The organism is Bacillus pumilus (genome assembly GCF_024498355.1).
GTDB lineage: Bacteria > Bacillota > Bacilli > Bacillales > Bacillaceae > Bacillus > Bacillus pumilus_P.
This window is the reverse complement of record NZ_CP101833.1, coordinates 1,016,950-1,042,061: the sequence shown is the minus strand read 5'-3', so window position 1 is coordinate 1,042,061 and position 25,112 is coordinate 1,016,950. Positions and strand designations below refer to the sequence as shown.

Here is a 25,112-nt window from a genome sequence, read left to right as displayed (position 1 = left end):
TTTAAGAAAAATATAAGCAAATACGCTCACCACGAATGACTTCAATCGGTATGCGCATGTCATAAATTTGTTCAAGTGCATCTGTTTGAATCACTTCATCTACTCCGCCTTCTTGGATCACCTGTCCATCTTTTAAGGCGACGATATGATCAGAATACACAGATGCAAAGTTAATATCATGGAGAACCACAACAATCGTTTTCCCGAGATCATGGACGAGCTGCTTAAACAGCTTCATCATCTCAACAGAATGATTCATGTCCAAATTGTTTAAAGGCTCATCTAGGAAAATATAATCCGTATCCTGAGCCAGTACCATCGCAATAAAGGCTCTTTGCCTTTGTCCGCCGCTTAGTTCATCTAAGTATTGATGCTGAATATCGACGAGCCTCATGTATTGAAGAGACACATCGATCATCTTCTCATCCTCTTTTGTCAGATGGCCTTGTGAGTAAGGAAAACGGCCAAAGCTGACAAGCTCCCGTACGGTCAGGCGCACACTCATGTGATTGGACTGCTTTAAAATACTCATCTTTTTCGCAAGCTCCTGCGGAGGATACGCACTATATGGTTTGTCTTCTAAATAAGCTGCACCTGTGTCTGGCTGAATCAGGCGGCTCATGATGGACAAAAGCGTGCTCTTGCCCGCACCATTTGGACCAATGAGAGAGGTCAGCTGTCCTTTTTTCACACTGACAGTTGTTTTGTGAAGCACTGTTTTTCCGTTATATGTCTTACTGACTCCCTTCATCACGACCATGAACGACTCTCCTTTAAAAGTAAGTAAATAAAATACAATCCGCCGACTAAATCAATCAAGACACTCAGCGGCGTTTGAAAAGTAAATACCTTTTCTACAAGAAACTCCCCGCCTACAAGGGCAGTGACACTGATGAAAAAAGAGCCTAATAGCAAGTACGTATGCCGGTATGTACGAAATAGCTCTCTTGCCACATTCACGACGAGTAAGCCAAGAAACGTAATAGGTCCGACAAGAGCCGTTGCGATAGACACAAGGACGGCAATCACGATCAGCATCTTTTTTGTGATGCCGTCATAGTCAATCCCTAGATTCACAGCATGTTCCTTTCCTAGGGACATCACATCTAATTTGGAGCGGAATGTCCAAATATAAAGACATAACGCTACAAATAAAACAGAGGCAATGAGTAGGATATCCGTATTCATGTGGTTAAAGCTTGCAAAGGATTTATCCTGTACGACCTGGTATTCATTCGGATCAATGAGCATTTCCATAAAGGAAGAAAGACTTTTGAACAATGTACCAAATACAATACCAACAAGTAGAAGTAAGAAAATGTGCTTGTTTTTACGTTTGAACATCACCGTATAGAGCAGCACGGAAAAAAGAATCATCAGCCCAACGCAAAGGAAAAAATTCAGGTTTTTATTGACGATCATCAAATTGGTCGATCCAAAAAGATAAATAATCGCTGTTTGTAAAAACAAGTAAAGTGCGTCTAAGCCTAAAATGCTTGGCGTTAAGATTCGATTGTTGGTCAACGTTTGAAACACAACAGATGAAAAGGCAATAGCGCCTCCCGTCAATGTCATCGCAAGCACTTTCTTTAAACGGCTCGGGACTGTGTACTGCCAGTATCCCATTTGAAAGGTGATGAAGATCACGACCAGCACGGCTGCAATGGCTGCAATGAGAAATAATATACGTTTCTTATGCATAGCGTTTCCTCCTTAATAGCATGTACAGGAAGATCGCACTTCCGATGATGCCTACCATGAGCCCAACTGAAATTTCATATGGATAAATGATCACCCTTCCGAGCACATCACAAATCAGAACAAAAATGGCACCTAGTAAGGCTGTATGCGGGAGGCTTTTTTTCAAGTGATCGCCTCGATAGATCGATACAATATTAGGAATGATTAAGCCGAGAAATGGCAGCATTCCGACTGTTAAAATGGTGACAGACGTAATCATCGAAACGATCACCAAACCAACCGCCATCACACGTTTATACGTTAAACCTAAGTTGACAGCAAAGCTCTCGCCCATACCAGCCACTGTAAAGCGGTCAGCATATAAATACGCAATGATCAAAAGTGGAACACTCACATAGAGCAGTTCATAACGCCCCTGAACAATAAGAGAAAAATCCCCTTGAAGCCATGCAGATACGTTTTGGATCAGATCATATTTATAGGCGATAAACGTAGATATTGCACTGACGATCCCGCCAAACATTAATCCGACTAACGGTACATAGATCGTATCGTTCACCTTAATATGGCGAAGGATTTTTAAGAATAGGAGATTGCCAGCTAGAGTAAATAAAAATGCGATGCCCATTTTCGTGAGCGGGCTCGCATGTGTAAAAACGAGCATAGCTGCTAAAATACCAAGCTTGGCCCAATCCATTGTTCCTGCTGTGGTTGGTGAAACAAATTTATTCCTTGTCATGCTTTGCATAATAAAGCCGCATAAACTAAGGCTCATGCCAGCAAGCACAATACTCATCAGCCGTGGGATGCGACTTGACAATAAGGTATGCATTTGTCCATCTGTTAAATGAAACAGCTGTAAAATAGACAGATCCTGTACACCGACAAACAGTGATGCACATGCCAAACACACAAATAACAAACTTAATTGATACAACTTCATACAGGTTTCTCACTTTCTATCAAGCTCTCTCCGCTATAAATGATTATCATTATCAATTAAGCAGCAGTTCATATATTATCACATCTAGTGAAATATTCAATACCGTAATGAGAAAGGACCGAAGCTCATAAAAAAAACAGCCTACGTTATCAGCTGCTTTTTCCCCAATTATTGAATGTTCACTTGAAATTGTCCCTTCAGTTCCTCTTCTGCTTCTTGAAATAACTGCCGCAAGCTCTCTGCATAATGGCCAAGAGCGTCTTTACTTGTTTGAAAATTCACCCATGTAAGCTCTACAGGAAGATTCACTTCTCCTGTTAAACAGTCCCAAAGGGCATCAAGGTTTTTCCCGTAGTAGTCAGGAAGGTGCAAAACTGTTTTTAGTTGGTCATGAAGCTCCTCTTGCGACCTGCATATCGCACCGTCCAGCCGCACTTTTTTCATATTCATCTTCCCCCCTCTTGCCTTTATTTTAAACGAATTGATCAAAAAAGAGAAAGATGGACATTTCACTTTTGTTTCCGTCTGAAACCTGAGATAAACAGTATGAGACAGGCGGCCAAAACGACCAAGAAAAAGAGGGTTAACACCGTCTGAGTACCGTACATATCAGCAAAGAGACCGACAAAAACACTCGGAATGCCAAGACCTAAGTAAGCAAACAAGTAATATCCTGCAACCGCTCTAGCCGCCTCCTTCTTCCCTCGCTTGACAATCAGCTGAAGACCACCTAAGTAAGTAAATCCATAGCAAGCAGTGCCCGCAAGCATGGTCCCGGCAAGTACAAGGAAGATGGACCCGCCATTTGCGCCGAACAGCAGCAGGCCATATCCGCACGGAAGACAGATAAAACCCACCCGGAGCGCTGCACTGCTGTTCATCTTACGAACAAAGGGCTGCATGAGGACACCTGCTATATTAATAAAAAACAGCGCCGGCCCTACCCATAATTCATATCCATTTAATTGCAGCTGTGCTGGCAAAATAGAAATCACAAGCCCACACACTGACCATGCGATGGCAATCGCCAAGTTCGCCGGCATCGTCCCTTTTGGAAACCTTGGCATATTCATCATCGGTTTACTCGCATTTCCTTGTATAGGCGGCACAAAAAAGAATACACCAACAATCGTCAGCATCAAAAAGACCAAAACAATCCAATAGCTAAGCGGTGTGAGCGACACACTTTGAAAAGAAAGAAGCGCTGTAAAAAGAGCACCTCCCCCAAATCCAACCGAACTACATAATGCAATAAAAGTTGGTATCCAGCCTGATTTCTCTGGATATAAAGCAATCAAATAGGCCGTGCATGTTCCAACACTTAGACCAAGACCCACTCCTTGCAGCATCCGGGCAGCAAAGAGCATCTGTATGGAAGGATGCACGACCATCAAAAGGGTGGCACATAACGAAAAGCAAAGCGCGACCAATAAAATGGGTTTGCGTCCAGCCCGGTCAGAAATGCCGCCGAGAAAAAGCAATACTGGAATAAGTCCGAATACATACGCAGCAAACACAAGTGCTGTTGCCGCCTTTCCATACCCCGCTTGATCTGCATACGCCGTATAAAGAGGCACTTGCAGATTCACAGCGGTCGTAATCATGAAAAGACCAAATAAAACGAAAATAAACGGGATCATGGATCGTTGTGCCGTTTCTTCTTTTGATGCAGGAATCATTTGACTCTCTCCTCTATGTAAATAACATCTGACAACAGTTTACACACCATTTGGCTTTCTTCCCACATCCAAAAATAACTCTATTGACCAGTCCATAATTCCGTGTCATCATCATATGATGACGTGACAAAGAGAGAAGGTGCCTCATGTATATTCATTTAGACCACTCAAGCTCTACCCCGCTATGGCAGCAAATCGTGACTGGTATCATTCAAAAAATTCATTCACAAAGACTGAATCCTAACGATCAGTTAACGCCGACACGCGTGTTAGCACAGGAGCTAAACGTATCAAGATCAACCGTACAGCTTGCCTATGATGAACTGCTGGCAAGAGGCTATGTCAGCACATCTAGAAGAGGCGGGACAAAGGTTATCTCAAGTGACCAATACGCCGCTTCCACTCCCCATCAAAGTGAGCCGCCCTTTGCACTTCCCGTTAGGCCTCATTTTGACGAGGCTGAAAAACAAATGGAGCACTGGCTCTCGGCCAATCAATTTCATGAGAAGCTCAATATCGACTTTCGCCATCAAGAGCCAGCCATCGACGAACATTTTCAAAACATATGGAAACGCTCGCTTATGAAAGCATTACAGCGCTTAGACTTGAAGGATTGGGGCTATTCTTCCCCGCACGGATTATGGGAAGTACGCTCAGAAATACGCCAATATTTATCTGTTGAACGCGGAATCGATGTAGAAGAAGATCAAATGGTGTTAACAGGGGGCACGCAGCAAGCCATTGACTTGATTTCACAAGTCCTGCTCAAAAAAGGCGATACGGTCGCTGTTGAAGATCCAGGTTTTCCTGGGGCAAGGCTTTCGTTTTTACATCGTGAAATGAACATTCACCCCGCACCAGTAGATGAAGAAGGAATGATTGTGAACGCACTGCCCGGACGAACCAAGCTGATCGCAGTGACGCCTTCCCATCAGCGTCCAACAGGTGTATGTATGAGTGTAAACAGAAGACAGCAATTGATACAGTTTGCTGTCAGCCACCAGTCTTATATATTAGAGGATGATTTTGATGGGGATTATCGTTATCATGGCGGGCCGCTTCCTTCCTTATTTTCAGAAGCACCCGATCATGTGTTATACATCTTAAGCTTTTCAAAGGTGCTGGCACCCGGCATACGCCTTGCTGCAATCATCGGCTCCAAAGCTGTCATCAAAGAAATCGCTGCGCTGCAATCACTCATCCAAAGACAGCTGCCGATCATGGAACAAATTACACTTGCTTCATTCTTCAGAGAAGGAGAATTCACGCGATATGTCAGGCGAATGAGACAGCTTTATAAAAAAAGGCAGGCGGCTATGATGGAAGCCCTTTTGATACATCAATTTGACAAACACTTCCACTTATATGGAACCGATACTGGCCTTCATGTCTTTTTAGAAGGAGCGCCACACTTTGATGAAAAAGGCAGTATTGCGGCTGCTAAAGACGCTGGTGTCGGAATTTATCCATTAAGCCCCTATTGTTATCAAAGCAATAGAAAGGGATTGCTGCTTGGTTTCGCCTGTACAGATGAAGAAATGATTCAAGAGGGCGTGCGCCGTTTAAAGCAAACACTTCACATCTAAAAAAGCCTGGAAGTGAACTTCCAAGCTTTTTTCATGATTGCTGTATGTGACCTACTTCTTCAATAAATGCAGCTATCTGTTGCAAACCATCTTGTAAATGATGGGTAGCGGAAATAAACAGCTTTTCGTGATCAGGATGCTTCAACAGCTGCTCCACCTTATCGATCCCTTTTTCAAATGAAGCAAGGCCTGTCTTTAATTGTTTGTCAGCCTGTTTGTACGCAGCTGGAACTTCTTGATGAGCAAGTCCTTTTTGAATCACACGATCAAATGCTTTCGTCGCTTTTGCCAATTTTCCATTTGCTTGAATCTTTCCATGTCCATCTGAAATGAATTGGTCTGTCATGTTTTCATATGCTTCATTTAACTCATCCATATAACGCTGAACCCATTGTTCATACGCAGCTTCTTTTGTGTCTTGTTTTGAAGGCGACTGACCTGCTTCATGGCAGGCTGCTAGTAATGTCACTGTCACGGTGAATAGCAGCATCAAATGCAATCGTTTTTTCATACAGAGCCTCCATTTCTAATTCCCATTCGTTCATATCGGTCAACTATGAGTATCCTTTACCTCATACGAACACTTTTAAGAAATGATTTCTTTTATTGTAACAGACGGCTCGTGTCACTTCTGTGATTTATGAGCAAATGGATGAAAAGACGTCGAATGATCCACATTTCCCTGTCATTTCATTGACATCCTGCCGATACAGTCAATAGACGACTAGAGAGATATATTTGGTTTCAGTGTATGTCATTTTCATGATTTTTTCTAAAAAAAAAGACCCCTTTCGGCGTCTTTTCGCTTTGCATTAAATCCACACATCATTTTCTGCTGTCAGCTTAGAAGAGGCATCCCCTGTATTGACAACTCCCCGCGGTTCAACCAGCATGACATGACATTCTTCTTTGGCGTATGGTTTGTGTTCTTTTCCTTTTGGGATCACGAACATTTCTCCTGCATGCAGTTCGACCTTGCCATCTCTAAACTCAATTCCCATCTGGCCATCAATGACGAGAAACACTTCGTCCGTATCATCATGCTGATGCCAAACGAATTCCCCTTGTATTTTCACTAGCTTAAATTGCACATCATTCATCTCTGCGATGACCTTCGGTGACCAGTGCTCAGTAAATGTTGTGAGTTTGTCTTTTAGATGAATTGATTTCAATCTGTGATCCCCCTTTGATTTAAACTGCTTTTAAACCCGCTCCGCATAGTGGCATCACAATCAGTTCATGTGCCGCTTTTTCATGCTTCAAATAGCCAGCATAATTGGCAGCTGTTGTCGGTTCAACGTAAAACCCTTTTGCCGCAAGTGCTGTGTGCGCCGCTTTGATTTCTTTCTCGTTTGCTGTCACGATATATCCATTTGTCTGCTTGATGGCGTGAAGGATTTGTGTTGCACGTTCAGGTGCTGCAATCGCAATGCCCTCAGCGATCGTTCCTTTATTTTGAACCGTTACTTTCTCAAGACACTGCTCATGAAAAGCTTGTGCAAGTGGAGCACAGTTTTCTGCTTGAACCGCGACGATTTTTGGCAAAACCTCTATGAGACCTTCCGCTAACAGTTCACAGAAACCTTGGTACACACCTAATAAGAGTGTACCATTACCGGCAGGAATGATCAGGGTATCCGGCACGCCTCTAAGCTGTTCCCATATTTCGTAAGCGTACGTTTTTGTTCCCTCATAAAAGTACGGATTAAATACATGACTAGCATAAAACGTACCTTCTTGCTGAACTGCGAGCTGCGCTGCCTTTGCCACATCCTCGCGGGTTCCATCTACCATACGAATATTCGCTTCATGTGCCTTTATTTGAGCGATTTTTTTCGGTGAAGTGCCTGCCCCTAGGAAAATATCACATTCCACCTGAGCACGCTTCGCATAGGCGGCAATAGATGTTCCTGCGTTTCCGCTGCTATCAGCAATGACCTTTTTGACGCCCCACTCTTTCGCCTTTGCGATCAGGACAGCTGCTCCTCGATCTTTAAAAGAAAGCGTAGGCATCATGTAATCGACTTTCACAAATGTATGCGGATCTTCTTGGGATAACGGCACAAGCGGCGTATATCCTTCTCCCATTGTGATCTCTTTCCACACACTGTTTTCAGAATGAAAAGGCAGTGCGCCCGCATACCTCCACATCCCAGGCCATTCACTTCGAATATGTTCCTTTGAAAATGCTGGCCTCTCCCAGTCTACATTCAATAAACCGCCACACGGACATCTCCAAATATCAGGTGTACTTGGATAGACTGCGTGACATGAAGCACAAACATAGGTTTCTTTTAACATAGCCAGCCCCCTACTGAATTCAAAGCTTTACGATGTTTCCTCTGATTCTTTTATTTTCTTCAATTCGTCTAAATAGCTGTAAACTGTCACCTTTGATATACCTAAACGCTCCGCTACTTTATCCACAGAGCCTTTCATGAGGAAAATACCTTTCTCATCCATAAAACGTATGAGTTCAATTTTTTCTTGACGTTTTTTTAATGATCCTTTTTGATGAGAAATAATTTGTTCGATGAGGCGATCCGCAATTTCATCTACACTTTGCAGTGAATCCTTGTCTTCATTACGCTGCGTTGCCGGCACCTTTTTTGATAAGCCAGGGACGAGCTCTTCAATCAATTCTTTCACATGACTGACTGCACTCATGTCGTAATTGATACACAGCGCACCAATCACCTGCTCCTTGTCATCACGGAGCAGCGTTGTAGACGCTTTGATGGTTCTTCCATCCTCTGTTTTTATTTCATAGCCGGCTAAATAATCTTCGCCAAATTCATCCGACAAGAGGACCTGTTTCACTAGATGATCAAAGGACTGTCCGATCTCTCTCCCTGTTACATGATTGTTGATCGTAAAAATGACAGACGATTGCGGCTGGGTCAGATCATGAATGACCACTTCACAAGAAGGGCCAAACATATGCGCAATCGTTTTAGCGATTGGTATGTAGCGATTGAATTGATATTTCACTTCTGACATTTCTTTCACTCCATTGTTCTATCAGTTGATTTATTGAAGTTTTCCTTTGCAAGCAACCACAAGCTCTTCTACCACTTCACCATCTTGAATGAGGTATGCTTTTTCATGAAGATTGACCACAGGGCAAATGTGATTCGGAATAATTTGTACCTTCTCACCGATCTCTACACTTTGGCGGAAGTCTTCATGATAGATGATGGCATGCTCGTCAAATACACTTGAAACAAATACATCATCATATTCTTTCACTTTGCCTAATCCTTTTGTTTTGGTCAGCCCTTTTGTACGAGTTTGAGCCGTCAGCCCTTTTGCTCCAACATCTGTAATGACCCGGGACTTTGTCGGTTTACTGATCACCGTCGTCAGCACGGTTGCCGCACAATGTGAAAATGTGCCGAGCACATTGGACTGGGAAGCATCCATCAAGATATACGTGCCTGGTCTGATTTCCGTTACTCCCTTTGGAATATCAAATTGAAATAAGAATGGAGGTGTTGACCCAATGCTCACTACCTCTAGCACCATGCCTGCTTCTTCTGCTATCTGTGCAAACTGAAGCGTTCGATTCACAGCATCTTCGTATAATGCCTGACAATGTGCTTTACTTTCCGCCTTGTATGTATGTCCGTCATGAGAGAAAATTCCCTTTAAATGAACGAATTCACATGTCTGAATGGCTTGTAAGATTTGACGGAAATCACTCTCTTCAATGACACCAGACCTTTCTTCTCCAACCTCTATCTCAATTAAAACCTGAGCTTTTTTCTCTGCTTTGCGAAAGACATCTTCAATTTGATGAACATGCTCTACACAATCAATACCGAAGGAGATATGTATTGACTCTGCCAGCTTTCGAATTCGCTTTAGTTTTGTCTCGCCTACAATTTGATTTGCGATAAAAATATCTGTCAGCCCATGAGATGCCATCACTTCAGCTTCTCCTACTTTCGCCACGGTCATGCCAGATGCGCCCATCTCCTCCTGCACTTTGGCAAGCCTAGGCGTTTTATGCGTTTTCGTGTGAGGACGCAGTTTTACTTGCTGACCATCAGCATATTGCTGCATAACGGCTATATTCTCCATCATCACCCGTTTATCAATTAATAGCGCCGGCGTATCCAGTTCATCATAAGTCATCATCATATCCCCTTTCACTGCCATTAGATATATATAAAATTTTATACGATACAGTTAAATTATATAATTTTTTATACGAATATCAATTGTTTTTTCTACAAGGAAGAAATGACGATGTGCTAAGCTCGCGAAGGTTGAGGAGTCCAGCGGCTTTCTGCCGCTGGTTTTTGGTTAATATCTGTTACGAAGTTCTCTTAAAATAAAATCGTATACAAGATTGAGCTGCTGTTCCTTTGGATACAGCATAAATTCTTGTTTTTTAGGAAGACCTCCATCAAGACGATCTTGAAATTTCGTTCGGAGATACGCTGTCCGGTGTACCTGACTCTCAAATGATTTATATGAGACATCTAATTTGACCGTTTGCTCATTTGTAAACGTGACCATCGTGTCCCCGAGGGATGATTCTTGGAAGGTATGAATATATTTGTGGGAGATCCAGCCGCACTGAGGACGATTGGATGAATAGGTTGGGAAGAAATACAGATGATTGGATGAGTCAATCACGATCGGAGGCTTGTGAGAAATACCTGTTACTTCGTATGTTCCCGCCTTTCTGCCTGCATAGCTTGAGCCGAAGAATCTGCAGCTGCGCTCAATGATTTGCAGCGGCTTTAATTCGACGTAAAAGCTTGTCTCTCTTTCTATGACTTTTGAATATACTCTTTTTCCTTCTTCAATTGGAAGGACCGCCATCGTTGTTTGATTAATGACGTATGAATCTAAAGGTGTTTCGCTAATTCCTGACACTTCATTTCCTCCTGTGTTAATTTTTGGTTATTTTAGATACTATTAATCTATCACCAACGTATAAGAAACGACAGGATTTTTTCAAAATTTATTTAAAATCATCTTTTTATCATATTTTTTAGTACATTCGATCTATCTAAAAGTCATTTTTAAAGGTATATCATATCCTGTCGATTGGACAAGAGGTGTCGATTTTGCTCAAAAATAAATTGTCTAAAAATTATAAATTCTTGTTGATTTTTTCTCTGCCAATCCATATACTATAAAAAAGGCATCGGGGGGATTCTTTATGAAAGAGAAAAAAACGTACGCTGAGCTCATGAAGTCCCGCAACACCCAAAAAACCGAAGAAAACGGCGTCACTATTTTAGACATCTATATTCAAATGGTTTTAGATGAGGCGCTTTATAAACAGCGCTTAACCTTCCTTAGAGAAGAGATTGATAAGGCACTGGATCAGCGAGATGAAAAGCGATTCAATGACCTTTCAGCTCAATATGCAGAACACTGCTTACATTAATCATGATGATTTTACTTGCGGCAGAGAGACAGCAACTCGTCTCTTTACCGCAAGTTTTTTGTTTACCCATTTAAAATGGTTCCGCCATTCACATGCAGGATTTGTCCATTCATGTAAGACGAGTCTTCACTCGCTAAAAATAAATAACTTGGCGCAAGCTCTACTGGCTCACCAGGCCGTTCCATTGGGACATCTCCACCAAATTCAGAGACTTCCTTTTCCGTAAAAGTTGATGGAATCAGCGGCGTCCAAATAGGCCCCGGAGCGACCCCATTCACTCGAATCCCTTGTTTAATGAGCGATAAGGATAATGATCTAGTAAATGTCACAACCGCCCCTTTCGTCGATGAATAATCGATTAAGGTTTCATGCCCTTTATAGGCTGTGACGGAGGTTGTATTAATGATACTGCTTCCTTTCTTTAAATGAGGGAGCACAGCCTTTGTTAAATAAAACAAGGCAAAAATATTCGTTTGAAATGTCCGAAGAAGCTGATGCGAGGTAATCTGTTCAATGCTTTTTTGCGGATGCTGTTCTGCTGCATTGTTTACCAAAATATCAATGGAACCGAAAGCATCTTTTGTTTTTTTAACGACCTCATTTGAAAAAGCCTCATCCCCTAAGTCACCTGCAATTAAGATGACGCGGCCTCCCGCCTTTTCAATATAGTCCTTCGTTTCCTCTGCATCACGATGTTCACTCAAGTAAACAATGGCTACATTGGCTCCTTCCTTTGCAAATAAAACAGAGACTGCTCTTCCGATCCCGCTATCTCCACCTGTCACAATGGCCGTTTTCCCCGCTAGCTTTTTATTCTGCACCTCTCGATCAAAAATAGGTCTAGGGTTCATTTTATATTCAAGACCCGGACGTTCATTCTGATGCTGAGGCGGCAATGTTTTCTTCGGCTGCTTTGTTGACACGTCAGTCCACTCCTTCCTTTTATCTTGTTTATTTTTATGTGTTGGCTATTTTTTTATGTATGTCATGCTTGTTTCCTTTCAGATGTATGATTTTCTGCATTGTGGAAAAATTATACACAACAAGTAACTGGAGGCGACAACATGGAAGAAGAACATAAAGGAATGAAGCAGGCAAAATCGTTATGGTTAGCGGAGAGTCAGAAGCATTCTTTTCCTTCTGCAAGTGAGGATCTCACAGCAGATGTGATTATTGTAGGCGGCGGTATCACCGGTATCGCTACTGCGTTTGAAATGACAGAACGCGGGCTCGATGTCATCATCATTGATGCGGATCAATTACTGCAAGGCACGACCGGACACACGACAGCTAAAATCACCTCACAGCACGATGTGTACTATCATGAGCTGATTCAGCAAATTGGCATGCCAAAAGCCCGTTTGTATGTAGAAGCAAATGAGAAAGCAAAAGATCTCATTCAAGCACGTGTTAAAGAGCACGAAATCGATTGTCAGCTAGAGGTAAAAGATGCTTACCTTTATACAAAGGAAGAAAGCGGCATAAAAAAGTTAAAAAAGGAATTAGATGCCTACAAACAGCTAGGCATTGACCGAGAATGGAAAACAGAGCTTCCTTTTGACACTGACATAAAAGCTGCCCTTGCGATGACGCAGCAGGCACAGTTTCATCCCCTTCATTATCTAAATGCACTGATCGACCAGCTCATTGAGCGAGGTGTGCGTATTTTTGAACAGACAACCGCAGTCGATGTTAAAGAAGGGAAACGGCCTGCTGTCGTCACAAAAAGTGGGCATCATCTGATAGGCCGCTATATCATTACCTGTTCACACTTTCCTTTTTATGATGGCAAAGGACTTTATTTCACTCGAATTCATCCCGAGCAATCTTATGTAGTAGCAGCCAAAACAACCAAGCCGCTTCCAAACGGCATGTACTTAGGAATCGACCAGCCCGCTCACTCTTTAAGAACGGCAGAACTTCACGGTGAAGAAGTGGTTCTCATCGGAGGAGAAGGCCATAAAACCGGACAAGGCGGTGATGAATCCGCACACTATGAATCACTAGAAAAGTTCGGAAACGATACACTTGGAATTGAGGAGGTTCTTTATCGCTGGTCGACGCACGATATGGTCACAATGGATCAAATCCCTTACATTGGCCACCTGACCAAGCATCATCCGAATATCTTTGTTGCTACCGGCTTTAGAAAATGGGGCATGACCACAAGCCATGTCGCAGCGACTCTTATCGGTGATTTAATTGAGGAGAAATCGAATCCCTACGAATCGATCTTTACACCATCAAGACTTGTTTCTGACTCATTCATCAAAGATTTTATGAAAGAAAATACCAATGTCGCTGCCAAGCTGATCAGCGGTAAATTAAAACGAACTGATCAAACCATTGATGATTTAAAACCAGGCGAAGGCGGCATTGTATCTTATGAACATAAGAAATGCGGTGCCTTTAAATCAGAGGATGGGAATGTCTTTTTTGTCGATACAACATGTACTCACCTAGGCTGTGAAGTCGCTTGGAATAATAGTGACCGCACCTGGGATTGCCCTTGCCACGGTTCACGTTTTTCAATTACTGGAGAAGTAGTAGAAGGCCCAGCAAAGAAACCACTAAAAAGGTCATATAAAGAACAGTAAAATTTCACTGTTTCCCCTTTAAAAAATCCAATATTATCCGATAAAAAACATAAAGTCTGATATTTGTGATGATTATAGGGGGACAATAACATTGTTATTTAAAAAAGATACTAAAAGAAAAAACACTGCTTTTTTCACACAGCAGGATGATGGGATAAAAAGAATCAACTTTTCGGAGAATACGGACATTGCCAAGCAAATTAAAATGATTGATTTGACGCAGCAAGACCTTTTTATATTGAAACAGCTGAATCCAATCGTTCAAGATGATATTGCACATATCGTTGATAAATTTTATAAAAATTTAGAAGTAGAGTCTTCCTTGATGCATATTATTCAAGATAATAGTTCTGTCGAACGTTTGAAAAAAACACTCCGCATTCATATTAGCGAAATGTTTGCAGGTGTGATTGACGATGCCTACGTGGCAAAAAGAATTAAAATTGCACAAGTTCATTTACGGATTGGCCTCCAGCCTAAATGGTATATGGCGGCATTCCAAGACCTTTTGCTTTCAATTATGGATTTATTTGCACAGCATATCCAAGATTTCAAAGAATATCAGACGGCAGTCAAAGCGACGACGAAAATCTTAAATTTAGAGCAGCAGCTTGTCCTAGATACGTTCCAAAATGAATATTCTAAAATTCGTGATGAAGCGGAAGAACAACAGCAAGAGCTTCATACAAAAATTACAGAAACCTCAAATTCGCTTGCTTCTCTCTTCTCCAACACAACAAGTGCAGTGGACAAGCTTGTATCAAAATCTGATGAGATGGCGGATATGTCACAGGCTGGAACGAAAATATCAGCACAGGTCGAAGAAAAATCAATCGGCGGTAAAAAAGAATTAGAAATTCAGCAAACACAAATGAATCAAATTGATGGCAGCATGACAAAGATTGAAACTGAAATTAAACGCTTAGAAGAAATTGCAAAACAAATTGAACAAATTTTCGGGATCGTCACAGGCATAGCAGAGCAAACGAATTTGTTATCTTTAAATGCCTCAATCGAATCTGCTCGAGCAGGTGAACATGGAAAAGGGTTCGCTGTCGTCGCAAACGAGGTTCGCAAATTATCAGAGGACACAAAGAAAACGGTTTCAACTGTGTCAGAGCTTGTCAACAACACAAATTCACAAATCGCCATTGTGTCACAGCATATTGCGGACGTGAATTTACTTGTGACTGACAGTAAAGAAAAAATGACTCAAATCAATTCTCTTTTCGATGATATCGTGAGCAGCATGAACTTAAGTAAGAACCAAAACGGAAAAATTGAAATAGATCTCCAAACATTCCTAAACGAGTTGAAGGAAGTCAAACAAACGGTTTCCCAAGTGGCCAGCTCAGTCGAATCCTTAACGAGTCTGACAAATCGCTAATCCAGTCATTTTTCTTCTGCTTTAGTATAATAGAAGAAAAGATAGAAAAGGCGGGATTTGATTGACAACAATTTGCCTAGTCAGACACGGGGAAACAGATTGGAATGCAGCGAAACGAATTCAAGGGCGAACAGATATCCCTTTAAACGACACAGGTAAATGGCAGGCTGAACAAACTGGACTTTACTTAAAGGATGTCCATTGGGATGTTGTCATTTCCAGTCCATTATCAAGGGCTAAAGAAACAGCTCATTTGATTTTAAAACATGTACACGCACCTCTCGTCATCATGGACGATTTCATTGAACGTGATTATGGTGACGCTGAAGGCATGTCGATTGAGGAGCGCCAGAAGCTGTTTCCAGATAAGCAGTATCCAAATATGGAACCACTTGAGACGATTCAAGATCGAATGTTAGAAGGGATTGAAAAGGTCAAAGCAGCCTATCCAGATCAACATGTCCTGATCGTGGCGCACGGTGCTGCCATCCACGCCTTACTCACCGCTTTAGCTGACGAACATATGGGTCTTCAGAACACGAGACTTGTCAATGCTTGCTTAAATTATGTTGAATGGAAAGATGGTAAATGGAAGGTTCGTGATTACAACGTGGTCAGCCATTTAACTCAATCTTCTCCTTCTTAAAGAACCTGTGATCTTAGCAGGTTCTTTTTTTATGACAGAAACAATGATAAAATAATATTTTTTTATATCGAAATTCGAAATAGATGCTAGCCTTTTCTACCTATTTAATGACCTTTCGGGTATCGAATGTTTGTCCTGAAATTGATCATGAGAAAAAAAGCACACTTCCTTTTTAATAGGAAAACGCAGAAAAACTAAAATAAACATAATTCACTACCTATTACAAGCGACTTAATTACCTAATTTCCGCTAGGACTTTCACAAAAATTCAGGTCTACTCTTATTTGCCTACCTCTATTAAACTGAAAATACAGAATAATCAAACGTTTCATTCTTATAGACTACGGATGATTATTCTGAAATAAGAAAAAAGGGATGTGGAATGTGCGTGAAAAAGAAAAATGTGATGACAAGTGTTTTATTGGCTGTCCCTCTTCTGTTTTCATCAGGGTTTGGAGGCACGATGGCAAATGCCGAGACTGCCTCAAAGTCAGAAAGTGAAAAAAGCTATATCGTTGGCTTTAAAGCTTCTGCCACCACAAACAGCTCTAAAAAACAAGCGGTGACTCAAAATGGTGGAAAACTAGAAAAGCAATATCGGCTCATTAATGCTGCACAAGTGAAGATGTCCGAACAAGCCGCAAAAAAACTTGAGCATGACCCTAGCATTGCTTATGTAGAAGAAGACCACAAAGCAGAAGCATATGCACAAACCGTCCCTTATGGTATCCCTCAAATCAAAGCTCCAGCTGTACACGCTCAAGGTTATAAAGGTGCTAACGTCAAAGTAGCTGTCCTTGATACTGGTATCCACGCTGCACACCCTGACTTAAATGTTGCAGGCGGTGCTAGCTTCGTCCCTTCAGAGCCAAATGCCACCCAAGACTTTCAATCACACGGAACTCACGTAGCCGGAACCATTGCTGCTCTTGATAATACAATTGGTGTTCTTGGTGTCGCTCCAAGCGCTTCCTTGTATGCTGTTAAAGTGTTAGACCGTTATGGCGATGGACAATACAGCTGGATTATTAGCGGTATTGAATGGGCTGTTGCCAATAACATGGATGTCATCAATATGAGCTTAGGCGGACCAAGCGGTTCAACAGCGCTTAAAAATGCTGTTGATACAGCAAACAACCGCGGAATCGTTGTTGTTGCTGCTGCAGGTAATTCAGGCTCCACTGGCTCTACAAGTACTGTTGGCTATCCAGCAAAATATGATTCTACAATTGCCGTTGCCAATGTGAACAGCAGCAATGTAAGAAACTCATCTTCTAGCGCAGGTCCTGAATTAGATGTTTCCGCACCTGGTACTTCCATTTTAAGTACAGTACCAAGCAGTGGATACACCTCTTATACTGGAACGTCTATGGCTTCTCCTCATGTAGCAGGAGCAGCAGCGCTTATTCTTTCTAAGAACCCGAATCTATCAAATTCACAGGTTCGCCAGCGCTTAGAAAACACGGCAACACCGCTTGGTAACTCCTTCTATTACGGAAAAGGGTTAATTAACGTTCAAGCGGCTTCTAACTAAACAAGTGTGCAAAAAATCCGGCTGACCCAGCCGGATTTTATTTATTTACTGCTATTTGACGTTCCCTCTTTTTTTGCTGCCTTTTCCATATCCGTGATTCTGTCCATCATCGTAGGATGTCCATAGCGGAATATTTTCACTAGAAGCGGCGGATTGACTTGGGACAGACCTGATTTTGCAAGTTTTTGAAAAGATGTCACCCCCGCCTCCCCATCTTTTGTCAGGTTCACTGCATATTCATCAGCTGCCCGTTCTTGATGCCTTGAAACAGCATTTGTAAAAGGGGAAGCTGCAAATGACAGCATGGATACAATGATCAAAAGAAGCGGAAGAGCAGCGACATCCTGTGGTCCCTTCAGCCGAAATGAGGCAGCTCCCTTTTGATGAAGGTAAAAATAAAGGCGGTCCATTGCAAAAAATCCTGCTAGTGACAGCACTAAATATCCAGCTAGGCCAATATAGACATGCTTCATGACGTAATGGCCCATTTCATGCGCCATGATAAATAAAATTTCCTGATCCTTTAGCTTTTGCAGCGTCGTGTCCCATAAGACAATGCGTTTATTTTCACCAATCCCTGTTACATAAGCGTTCATCGTGTTTGTTTTCTCAGACATATTGACCTCATATACATGATCTGCCGGGATATGCGCTTTTTCTGCAAGCGTTAATATCTTTTTCTCAAGTGCTTGATCCTTTAATGGGTAAAAATCGTTGTATAGCGGATCAATGACGACCGGTTGTATAAAGAAGAGGAAGAGTGTGACTGGGACTGTCAAACACCAGCCATACAGCCACCATAACTTCCTTCTCTTTTGAATAAGCCAAAAGAACACAAGGGCACATAGGGAAAGGAGCGGATATTCAATCCAGAAATCCAGCGTTTGATCCTTTAACCAGCTTGCTGTGCTTTGAGCAGATATTCCGTAGTGTAAAGACAGCTGATAGCCAATCCACTTGATCGGCAATGAAACCAGCATTGTTAGAAGTGACAGCACGAAGACATAAACAAGTTTACTTAAGAATGTGAAACGAGCTGCTGCAAAGCTCCAGTCTGCTAATTTCCGTGAAAACCCTGAAATGAGCAAAAGGAAAAAGACGTACCAATCTAACGGGATTGTCATAAAGTACAGCAGGTTACGTATTTTCGAGAAATTCTCGCTGATGACAAGCTCATGGCTTGTCATAAAGGTATGCGGGTCTGCACTTGTCCCTTTCACACTTTCAGGAACAGATGAATCACCCATTAGAAACAAATAAAAATAAATAAACAGACCGTACAATATGTATGCTAACGTTGCAAGAGCTACCCATTTACGTACACGCACAGGTCAGCCTCCTTTCCATCCCTCTCTTTATTCTAATCACGCACACTTTTGTTTAGAACCTGTCTCATTTGCCTCCATCATAGCATGCCCCATCTGCAAAAGCTTGAGCGGAAAAAATGATTATGCTTCTAAAAAACCGGGGAAGCTATAGGTAAAACAGTGAGTTGGAGGATCAAAATGAAGAAAATTCTTGCAGGAATTGTGATCTTTGGACTTTTACTGATCACCTTCTTTTATGTGTTCAGCAGGACTAGTGACATTTTCGATGAGAATCGAGCAGAAAAATTATTGCTTTCACCGTCGAATCAGTCCATTTCTTATGAAATAGATGATAAAGACACAGCTGAAGATTTAATTGAAGAATTAAACAAAGGCAAACAAACAAGCAATCATCTTAAGAAAAATATAAAAAAACCTGATTATATTGCCAAGGTGATGTTTGGACGAACAAACGGCACCACCTTTCAGCTATGGACCAACCGTTCTCAGGTCGTTTTTTTAGTAGATGGCACGTATTATGAACTGAATCAAAAACAGTCAAATTCTTTTCAGAAACAGTTAAAAGAAGCCATTCAAAAGGGAGTCTCTTCATAAGAGACTCCCAGATTGTTGACAAAGGGCTAAAATGATCTTGATTTTAGCCCTTTGTCTTCTTTTCAGCGTGATATGAAAACCCTTGAAGTCTAGGAAGGCCGAGTACTGGCGCGGAGCGAATTTGATATTCGTGAGCACCAGCACGCAGAACTGACACCGAATGCGAGGGTTTGTCTTCACGCTGAGGAACTTCTTCATAAGAGACTCCCCTTTTTTATTTACTTTCTTCTGTTTGATACTTGTCCTTTAGCGCTCTTCTTAAAATTTTACCTGTTGTGTTCTTTGGAATATCATCTATGAAATGGATCGTTTGGGGCTGCTTATATTTCGCTAAATAGCGTGAACAATGTACGATGATGTCTTCTTGATTGATGTGAGCATGTTTCTTAGGGGAAATGTAACACACGACAGCCTCACCTGTGTTTGGATCTGGCACACCGATGACGACGGCTTCTGCTACAGCTTCATGTTGATAAAGCACTTCTTCTACTTCTCTTGGATAGACATTATAACCGCCAACGAGAATCATATCCTTTTTTCGATCGACAATATAAATATATCCATCTTCATCTCTTCTCGCCAGATCACCTGTATACAGCCACCCGTCCCGCAATGCAGCTTCAGTATCTTCTGGCATTTGATAATAGCCTTTCATGATGTTTGGCCCTTTTGCAATGAGTTCTCCGACTTCATTCGGACCGACTTCCTCTCCAAGCTCATTCACGATCTTATTCTTCACATTCATAATGTCGGTCCCGACTGAACCCGGTTTTCTTTTTCCATCAAGAGGATTGAAAGCAGTCACTGGGGAAGCCTCTGATAATCCATAGCCCTCCAGCACCGTGACACCGAACTTTTTCTCAAAACCGTGTAGTAAAGCAACAGGCATCGAAGCACCACCTGATATACAAATCCTCACTGATGTCATCGCTTCATCATGACCGTCTTGGCGGTATAAATAGTTATACATGGTTGGAACACCAACAAATAGCGTGGGTTTTTCTTTTTCCATCATGCGCAAAAGCTCAGATGGGCTGAAATGCGGCAGGACATAAATGGTCGCGCCATGAATCAACGGTGCATTCATACAGACCGTTAAACAAAATACATGGAACATGGGCAAAGCAGCAATGACCTTGTCCCTTTCATCAATCGATAGGTACTCAGCAATGTCTCTGGCATTTGAATAAAGGTTGAAATGAGTCAGCATCGCACCCTTTGGTTTTCCTGTCGTGCCAGATGTAAATAAAATAACCGCAGTATCGTCAGGCTGATTGGAAGGATGTGTCGTTTCTGGCGCATGTCCAGACACAAGCTTTCCAAAGAAGACAAGACGATCAGATACTTCCTTAAAACTTGATCTGCACGCCGATTCATTTTCTGCACAAATTATCACTCGTTCAATAGCCGGAAGCTGTTCATACACCTGCTCGTATACTGGCAAAAGCTGATCAGGTGCAACAATGCCTTTTACATCTCCTGTGATCAGCATATATCCAATTTCACTTGGCGTGTATGTTGGATTGACAGGTACAACGACAAGCCCTGCCTTCAATGCACCAAAAAAAGAAATGACGAAATGCGGTGAATTTCCTAAAATAAGCGCGATATGTTCCCCAGCTTGAAACCCTTCGTTGACTAAGCCATCTGCAAAACGCTCGACACTTGTCATCAGCTCTCGATAGGTCCACTTCTTTCCTTCAAAGACCAGTGCGATACTTTCTCCCTTGGTCATCGCAGTCTGCTCAAGATTTTTGATCAATTCCATTCTCCCACCCCTTATGCGTCGTCAATGAATGAATAGCCATTCATTTTATGGCCAAGCATTCCTCCTTTCTATTATAATAGACAATCGAAAAAATCCACAAGATCAAATGTTAATCGCTTTCATTTCTTTTAATCAAAAAAGCACCGCTATCTCTAGCCGTGCTTGTCCCCCGCTTAATAAATCAAATCAAGAAAATCTTCTTTCGATACGTTGCCGAAATAGTGGCGCATATCCATATCTTCTAATACGTCGCTGATGGTTTTACGATCATATTGCTGTCCGATCAGTCTTTTTTCAATATCGGCAATATCCCCCACACCAAAGAAGTCACCAAAGATCTTGCAGTCTTGGATCATGCCTTTTTTCACCTCTAAACGCAGATCGATCGAGCCAGCTGAGAACCGCTTAGAGTGCTGCAAATTAAACTTAGGTGAACGGCCGTAGTTCCATTCCCATTTTTGATATCGATCCTGGGAAATTTCATGGATCTTTTGCCAATCCTTTTCAGTCAGTTGATATCGAGGCACGTCCCCATCCGTATCAAAAATGTAGCTTAAAAGAATTTTTCTAAATTCCTCTGTTGTCATTTTTTGATCCATTAGTTCGCTAATATTCGCGACCCTGCTTCTAATGGATTTAATGCCTTTAGATTCAATCTTTTCTTTTTTCACATTTAATGCAGAGACGACATGTTCAATTTCTGAATCAAATAGCAGTGTGCCATGACTGAAAATACGTCCTCGTGTGGCGAACTGGGCATTTCCAGAAATTTTGCGTCCATCTGCCATGATGTCATTTCTGCCGCTTAATTCAGCTTTGACTCCTAGCTTTTCAAGTGCTTTGATGACTGGCTCCGTGAACTTTTTAAAGTTATGGAAGCTGTCCCCGTCATCTTTTGTAATAAAGCTGAAGTTTAAGTTTCCTTTGTCATGGTAAACTGCACCACCGCCGGATAGGCGGCGAACGACTTTAATTCCATTATCTTCCACATACTTTGTATTGATTTCTTCTATTGTATTTTGGTTCTTTCCAATGATAATCGACGGCTGGTTGATGTAAAACAGCAAATACGTTTCTTCTGGATCTAAATATTTTAAGCAATACTCTTCAATTGCCAGATTAATCATTGGGTCAACATGTTGTTCGTTATCGATAAACAGCATCTCTATCTTCCTTCCTTGTTCCATCTAAGCCCTGAATGGGCAAGCTGTATACTGCCAGTATATAGTGTCTGCGCTTCATTGACTAGGTCTTTATGCCGTCCGAAATGAGGGAGATGAGTGATGATGAGCTCCCCAACCTTTGCTTCATTTGCAATCTTCCCCACTTCTGTACTGTTCATATGTCCTGCACCTGATCCGTCTTGTCCTGCGTAAAAATTGCTTTCGGCGATCAGTAGATCTGCATTTTTACTAAACGGGATAAAAGCGTCCTGATAGCTTGAATCTGCTGTATACATCACCACAGCATCATCTGTCTCAATTCTCATAGCATAGCATTCTGCCGGATGAACCGTTTTCAAAAAATAAATTTGAAATGGGCCGATTTGCATGCCTTCTGCCGGATGATAAGGCTTTGCTTTTGTATGTACATGATCAGAAAGCCGATCAAATGCCTCTTGATCACCATTATGTCCATAGATCGGAAGCGGACCGCTGCTTTTCCCTAAATGATAACCCACTAATTTCGCATATTGGAGAGGTCCTATATCAGCAATATGATCGTGATGATAATGAGAAAGGAGAACAGCATCTAGTTCTTCTATATCAATGGTTTGCTGAAGCTTAGAAAGAACACCGCTCCCGCAGTCTACAAGCAGCCGGAAACCATCTGATTCAAAAAGATAACCTGATGTCGCCTCACCGGCTGCTGGAAACCCTCCGTAGCATCCAATCACGGTTAATTTCATCGTCATTCTTCCCTCCTTTTGTAAAAATCCCCTTCTTACAATATACCCATTTTTCATGAAAAAAGCATTCTTCTTGCCTATTGTTACAAAACAGATTGACAATTATTAATCTGTTATAATACAATGATAGCAACAAAATGTATTGGAGGATGACAAATGCTAGGAAAAATCACTGAGTTTTTTAGAAATTTGCCCTCAAAGAAATGCACAAAATGTGGAAATGATTTAATGGAACAGCACGAGTGTTACGGTAATGAATGTGAGGAATGCTCACAAGTAAGTTATCTTAAATAAGGGAATAAATTGAATAAAAAAGCACTTTTTTTCTCCGTCGTCAGTTGGAGTCAAAAGTGCTTTTTATTTTTTCAGAAAAATAGGTAAAAAGGTAAAACCCTTGTCACAAAAGGGTTTTTTAGTATTTTCATATGATGACTTTTAGTTCTGAAGACACTTTTTATTGACTTAAAACAACGGAGGAGGTTCGAAGTGTTCATTTTTTCAAACAATTTTGTATTTTCTCAATATAATTTAATCATGGACGAACCTCTTTAATTTTAGTTATACTTTAATTCATATATTAAAACTTAATATGATGGGAATATTCCTTTAATGAATAAGTTAGGGAGGAAATCTATGAAAAAATTAAAATTCGGATTAGCTACACAAATCCTAATCGGTCTTATTCTCGGCGTCGTTGTTGGTGCGATCTTTTTCGGTAACCCAGGTGTTGAGACATACTTAAAACCAATTGGAGACTTCTTCTTAAGACTCATTAAGATGATTGTCATACCGATTGTCGTCTCTAGCTTAATTTTAGGTGTTGCAGGTGCCGGTGATGGTAAAAAAGTAGGGAAGCTCGGTTTTAGAACCATTCTTTATTTTGAAATTATCACAACATTTGCGATTATCCTTGGTCTTGTACTTGCTAACTTTGTTCAACCTGGTGCGGGCGTTGACTTTGGACATACGGAAAAACAAGATATTAGCCAGTATGTTGAAACGGAAAAAGAGCAAAGCAGTAAATCAGTTGCTGATACGTTCCTTCATATCGTTCCAACGAACTTCTTCCAATCATTGGCGGAAGGTGATTTGCTTGCGATTATTTTCTTCACTGTCTTATTTGCACTCGGCGTTTCAGCCATTGGTGAACGCGGTAAACCAGTGCTCGCCTTCTTTGAAGGTGTATCACATGCCATGTTCCATGTCGTCAATGTTGTGATGAAAGCTGCACCATTTGGTGTCTTCGCACTCATTGGTGTAACAGTTTCAAAATTTGGTCTTGAATCTCTTATTTCATTAGGTAAGCTTGTAGGTCTTGTTTATTTTGCGCTGGCTCTCTTCCTTATCGTTGTATTCGGAATTATTGGAAAGATGATCGGCGTCAATATTTTCAGATTTCTTGCTTACATGAAAGACGAAATGCTTCTTGCCTTTAGTACATCAAGCTCTGAAACAGTTTTACCAAGAGTCATGGATAAAATGGAGCGCATCGGATGTCCAAAAGGAATTGTCTCTTTCGTTATCCCAATCGGTTATACGTTTAACCTGGACGGCTCCGTCTTGTATCAAGCCATCGCTGCGCTTTTCCTTGCACAGGTATATGGCATTGACCTCACGATCGTACAGCAGCTCACACTTGTTCTTGTGCTGATGGTGACATCAAAGGGAATGGCTGCCGTTCCTGGTACTTCATTTGTCGTATTACTCGCAACACTAGGAACGATCGGTGTACCTGCTGAAGGTCTTGCATTTATTGCAGGTGTTGACCGTATCATGGATATGGCGCGAACTGTTGTCAACTTAACAGGTAATGCACTTGCAGCTGTCGTGATGTCTAAATGGGAAGGGCAATATGACCCTGAAAAAGGACATCGTGTGATGACTGGACAAGATGTTCCTGAGCCAACACAGCTTTCAAGCTAATCAAAAAGAACCCCGATAGAAGGGGTTCTTTTTGATTGTTGACAAAGGGCTGAAATGATCTTTATTTTAGCCCTTTGTCTTCTGTTCAGCGTGATAGAAAACCTTTGAAG

25 protein-coding genes are annotated in these 25,112 nt (G+C 41.6%); 9 read left to right on the top strand and 16 right to left on the bottom strand.

Annotation, left to right across the window (positions count from 1 at the left end; translation table 11 throughout):
• Window position 1 precedes the first annotated feature (1 nt).
• The 5 genes from NPA43_RS05120 to NPA43_RS05100 all read right to left on the bottom strand — a co-directional run bounded on the left by NPA43_RS05120 (window position 2) and on the right by NPA43_RS05100 (window position 4,323).
• Complete coding sequence (locus NPA43_RS05120) at window positions 2–760, bottom strand: iron ABC transporter ATP-binding protein (RefSeq protein ID WP_099728128.1); 759 nt, start codon at window positions 758–760, stop codon at window positions 2–4.
• The gene (locus tag NPA43_RS05115; protein ID WP_099728127.1) at window positions 751–1,701 is read right to left on the bottom strand and encodes an iron chelate uptake ABC transporter family permease subunit; all 951 of its coding nucleotides are present in this window, start codon (window positions 1,699–1,701) and stop codon (window positions 751–753) included. The genes NPA43_RS05120 and NPA43_RS05115 overlap by 10 nt, the downstream gene beginning before the upstream one ends.
• Complete coding sequence (locus NPA43_RS05110) at window positions 1,694–2,644, bottom strand: ABC transporter permease (RefSeq protein ID WP_099728126.1); 951 nt, start codon at window positions 2,642–2,644, stop codon at window positions 1,694–1,696. Before NPA43_RS05110 ends, NPA43_RS05115 begins: the two co-directional genes overlap by 8 nt.
• 168 nt (window positions 2,645–2,812) lie before the next feature.
• A complete protein-coding gene (locus tag NPA43_RS05105) occupies window positions 2,813–3,088 on the bottom strand; it encodes a barstar family protein (protein ID WP_099728168.1) in 276 nt (91 codons plus the stop codon).
• A gap of 65 nt (window positions 3,089–3,153) precedes the next feature.
• The gene (locus NPA43_RS05100) at window positions 3,154–4,323 is read right to left on the bottom strand and encodes an MFS transporter (RefSeq protein ID WP_249705421.1); all 1,170 of its coding nucleotides are present in this window, start codon (window positions 4,321–4,323) and stop codon (window positions 3,154–3,156) included.
• 146 nt (window positions 4,324–4,469) lie between these two features.
• Between NPA43_RS05100 and pdxR the strand changes: the two genes are divergently transcribed.
• Window positions 4,470–5,909, top strand: a complete 1,440-nt coding sequence (gene pdxR, locus NPA43_RS05095) for a MocR-like pyridoxine biosynthesis transcription factor PdxR (RefSeq protein ID WP_256499445.1) — start codon at window positions 4,470–4,472, stop codon at window positions 5,907–5,909.
• A gap of 31 nt (window positions 5,910–5,940) precedes the next feature.
• On the opposite strand, the gene NPA43_RS05090 is transcribed toward pdxR, so the two are convergent.
• The 6 genes from NPA43_RS05090 to NPA43_RS05065 all read right to left on the bottom strand — a co-directional run bounded on the left by NPA43_RS05090 (window position 5,941) and on the right by NPA43_RS05065 (window position 10,796).
• Complete coding sequence (locus NPA43_RS05090) at window positions 5,941–6,420, bottom strand: hypothetical protein (RefSeq protein ID WP_099728124.1); 480 nt, start codon at window positions 6,418–6,420, stop codon at window positions 5,941–5,943.
• 301 nt (window positions 6,421–6,721) lie between these two features.
• A complete protein-coding gene (locus tag NPA43_RS05085; RefSeq protein WP_230030949.1) occupies window positions 6,722–7,081 on the bottom strand; it encodes a cupin domain-containing protein in 360 nt (119 codons plus the stop codon).
• A 19-nt stretch (window positions 7,082–7,100) separates the two neighbouring features.
• Window positions 7,101–8,210, bottom strand: coding sequence for a threonine synthase (locus tag NPA43_RS05080; protein ID WP_256499444.1), 1,110 nt, complete (start codon window positions 8,208–8,210; stop codon window positions 7,101–7,103).
• A 27-nt stretch (window positions 8,211–8,237) separates the two neighbouring features.
• Window positions 8,238–8,909: a helix-turn-helix transcriptional regulator gene (locus NPA43_RS05075; protein WP_249705419.1), complete on the bottom strand. Its 672-nt coding sequence runs from the start codon at window positions 8,907–8,909 to the stop codon at window positions 8,238–8,240.
• Window positions 8,910–8,939: 30 nt separating this feature from the next.
• Window positions 8,940–10,046 (bottom strand): D-TA family PLP-dependent enzyme, encoded by a 1,107-nt coding sequence (locus NPA43_RS05070; protein ID WP_249705418.1) that lies wholly within the window; start codon window positions 10,044–10,046, stop codon window positions 8,940–8,942.
• A 171-nt stretch (window positions 10,047–10,217) separates the two neighbouring features.
• A complete protein-coding gene (locus NPA43_RS05065) occupies window positions 10,218–10,796 on the bottom strand; it encodes a competence protein ComK (RefSeq protein ID WP_099728120.1) in 579 nt (192 codons plus the stop codon).
• A gap of 289 nt (window positions 10,797–11,085) precedes the next feature.
• Between NPA43_RS05065 and NPA43_RS05060 the strand changes: the two genes are divergently transcribed.
• A complete protein-coding gene (locus NPA43_RS05060) occupies window positions 11,086–11,316 on the top strand; it encodes an IDEAL domain-containing protein (protein ID WP_003210924.1) in 231 nt (76 codons plus the stop codon).
• Between the two features lie 62 nt (window positions 11,317–11,378).
• On the opposite strand, the gene NPA43_RS05055 is transcribed toward NPA43_RS05060, so the two are convergent.
• Entirely contained in the window at window positions 11,379–12,239 is an 861-nt protein-coding gene (locus NPA43_RS05055) for an SDR family oxidoreductase (RefSeq protein WP_099728166.1), read from the bottom strand.
• A gap of 141 nt (window positions 12,240–12,380) precedes the next feature.
• Between NPA43_RS05055 and NPA43_RS05050 the strand changes: the two genes are divergently transcribed.
• From NPA43_RS05050 to NPA43_RS05035, 4 genes are all read left to right on the top strand, one after another.
• On the top strand, window positions 12,381–13,913 hold the full coding sequence (locus tag NPA43_RS05050; RefSeq protein ID WP_256499443.1) for an FAD-dependent oxidoreductase: 1,533 nt from the start codon (window positions 12,381–12,383) through the stop codon (window positions 13,911–13,913).
• Between the two features lie 25 nt (window positions 13,914–13,938).
• Entirely contained in the window at window positions 13,939–15,300 is a 1,362-nt protein-coding gene (locus NPA43_RS05045) for a globin-coupled sensor protein (RefSeq protein ID WP_370461122.1), read from the top strand.
• Window positions 15,301–15,361: 61 nt separating this feature from the next.
• On the top strand, window positions 15,362–15,946 hold the full coding sequence (locus NPA43_RS05040) for a histidine phosphatase family protein (RefSeq protein ID WP_099728117.1): 585 nt from the start codon (window positions 15,362–15,364) through the stop codon (window positions 15,944–15,946).
• Between the two features lie 388 nt (window positions 15,947–16,334).
• A complete protein-coding gene (locus tag NPA43_RS05035; protein ID WP_230030951.1) occupies window positions 16,335–17,480 on the top strand; it encodes a serine alkaline protease SapB in 1,146 nt (381 codons plus the stop codon).
• Between the two features lie 41 nt (window positions 17,481–17,521).
• Here the strand turns inward: NPA43_RS05035 and NPA43_RS05030 are convergent, their stop codons facing one another.
• Entirely contained in the window at window positions 17,522–18,808 is a 1,287-nt protein-coding gene (locus NPA43_RS05030) for a M48 family metallopeptidase (protein ID WP_230030952.1), read from the bottom strand.
• Window positions 18,809–18,985: 177 nt separating this feature from the next.
• Here NPA43_RS05030 and NPA43_RS05025 point away from each other — a divergent pair, with 177 nt between their 5' ends.
• Window positions 18,986–19,402, top strand: coding sequence for a YhfM domain-containing protein (locus NPA43_RS05025; protein WP_230030953.1), 417 nt, complete (start codon window positions 18,986–18,988; stop codon window positions 19,400–19,402).
• A 214-nt stretch (window positions 19,403–19,616) separates the two neighbouring features.
• Here the strand turns inward: NPA43_RS05025 and NPA43_RS05020 are convergent, their stop codons facing one another.
• From NPA43_RS05020 to NPA43_RS05010, 3 genes are all read right to left on the bottom strand, one after another.
• Window positions 19,617–21,170: a fatty acid--CoA ligase family protein gene (locus NPA43_RS05020; protein WP_256499442.1), complete on the bottom strand. Its 1,554-nt coding sequence runs from the start codon at window positions 21,168–21,170 to the stop codon at window positions 19,617–19,619.
• Window positions 21,171–21,343: 173 nt separating this feature from the next.
• Entirely contained in the window at window positions 21,344–22,333 is a 990-nt protein-coding gene (locus NPA43_RS05015) for a lipoate--protein ligase (RefSeq protein ID WP_099728523.1), read from the bottom strand.
• Between the two features lie 2 nt (window positions 22,334–22,335).
• Entirely contained in the window at window positions 22,336–23,079 is a 744-nt protein-coding gene (locus NPA43_RS05010) for an MBL fold metallo-hydrolase (protein ID WP_256499656.1), read from the bottom strand.
• Between the two features lie 156 nt (window positions 23,080–23,235).
• On the opposite strand from NPA43_RS05010, the gene yhfH reads away from it, so the two are divergent.
• Both yhfH and NPA43_RS05000 read left to right on the top strand, forming a co-directional pair.
• Window positions 23,236–23,373 (top strand): protein YhfH, encoded by a 138-nt coding sequence (yhfH, locus tag NPA43_RS05005; protein ID WP_008359029.1) that lies wholly within the window; start codon window positions 23,236–23,238, stop codon window positions 23,371–23,373.
• 339 nt (window positions 23,374–23,712) lie between these two features.
• Entirely contained in the window at window positions 23,713–25,002 is a 1,290-nt protein-coding gene (locus NPA43_RS05000; RefSeq protein ID WP_099728525.1) for a glutamate/proton symporter GltT, read from the top strand.
• The last annotated feature ends 110 nt before the right edge of the window (window positions 25,003–25,112 follow it).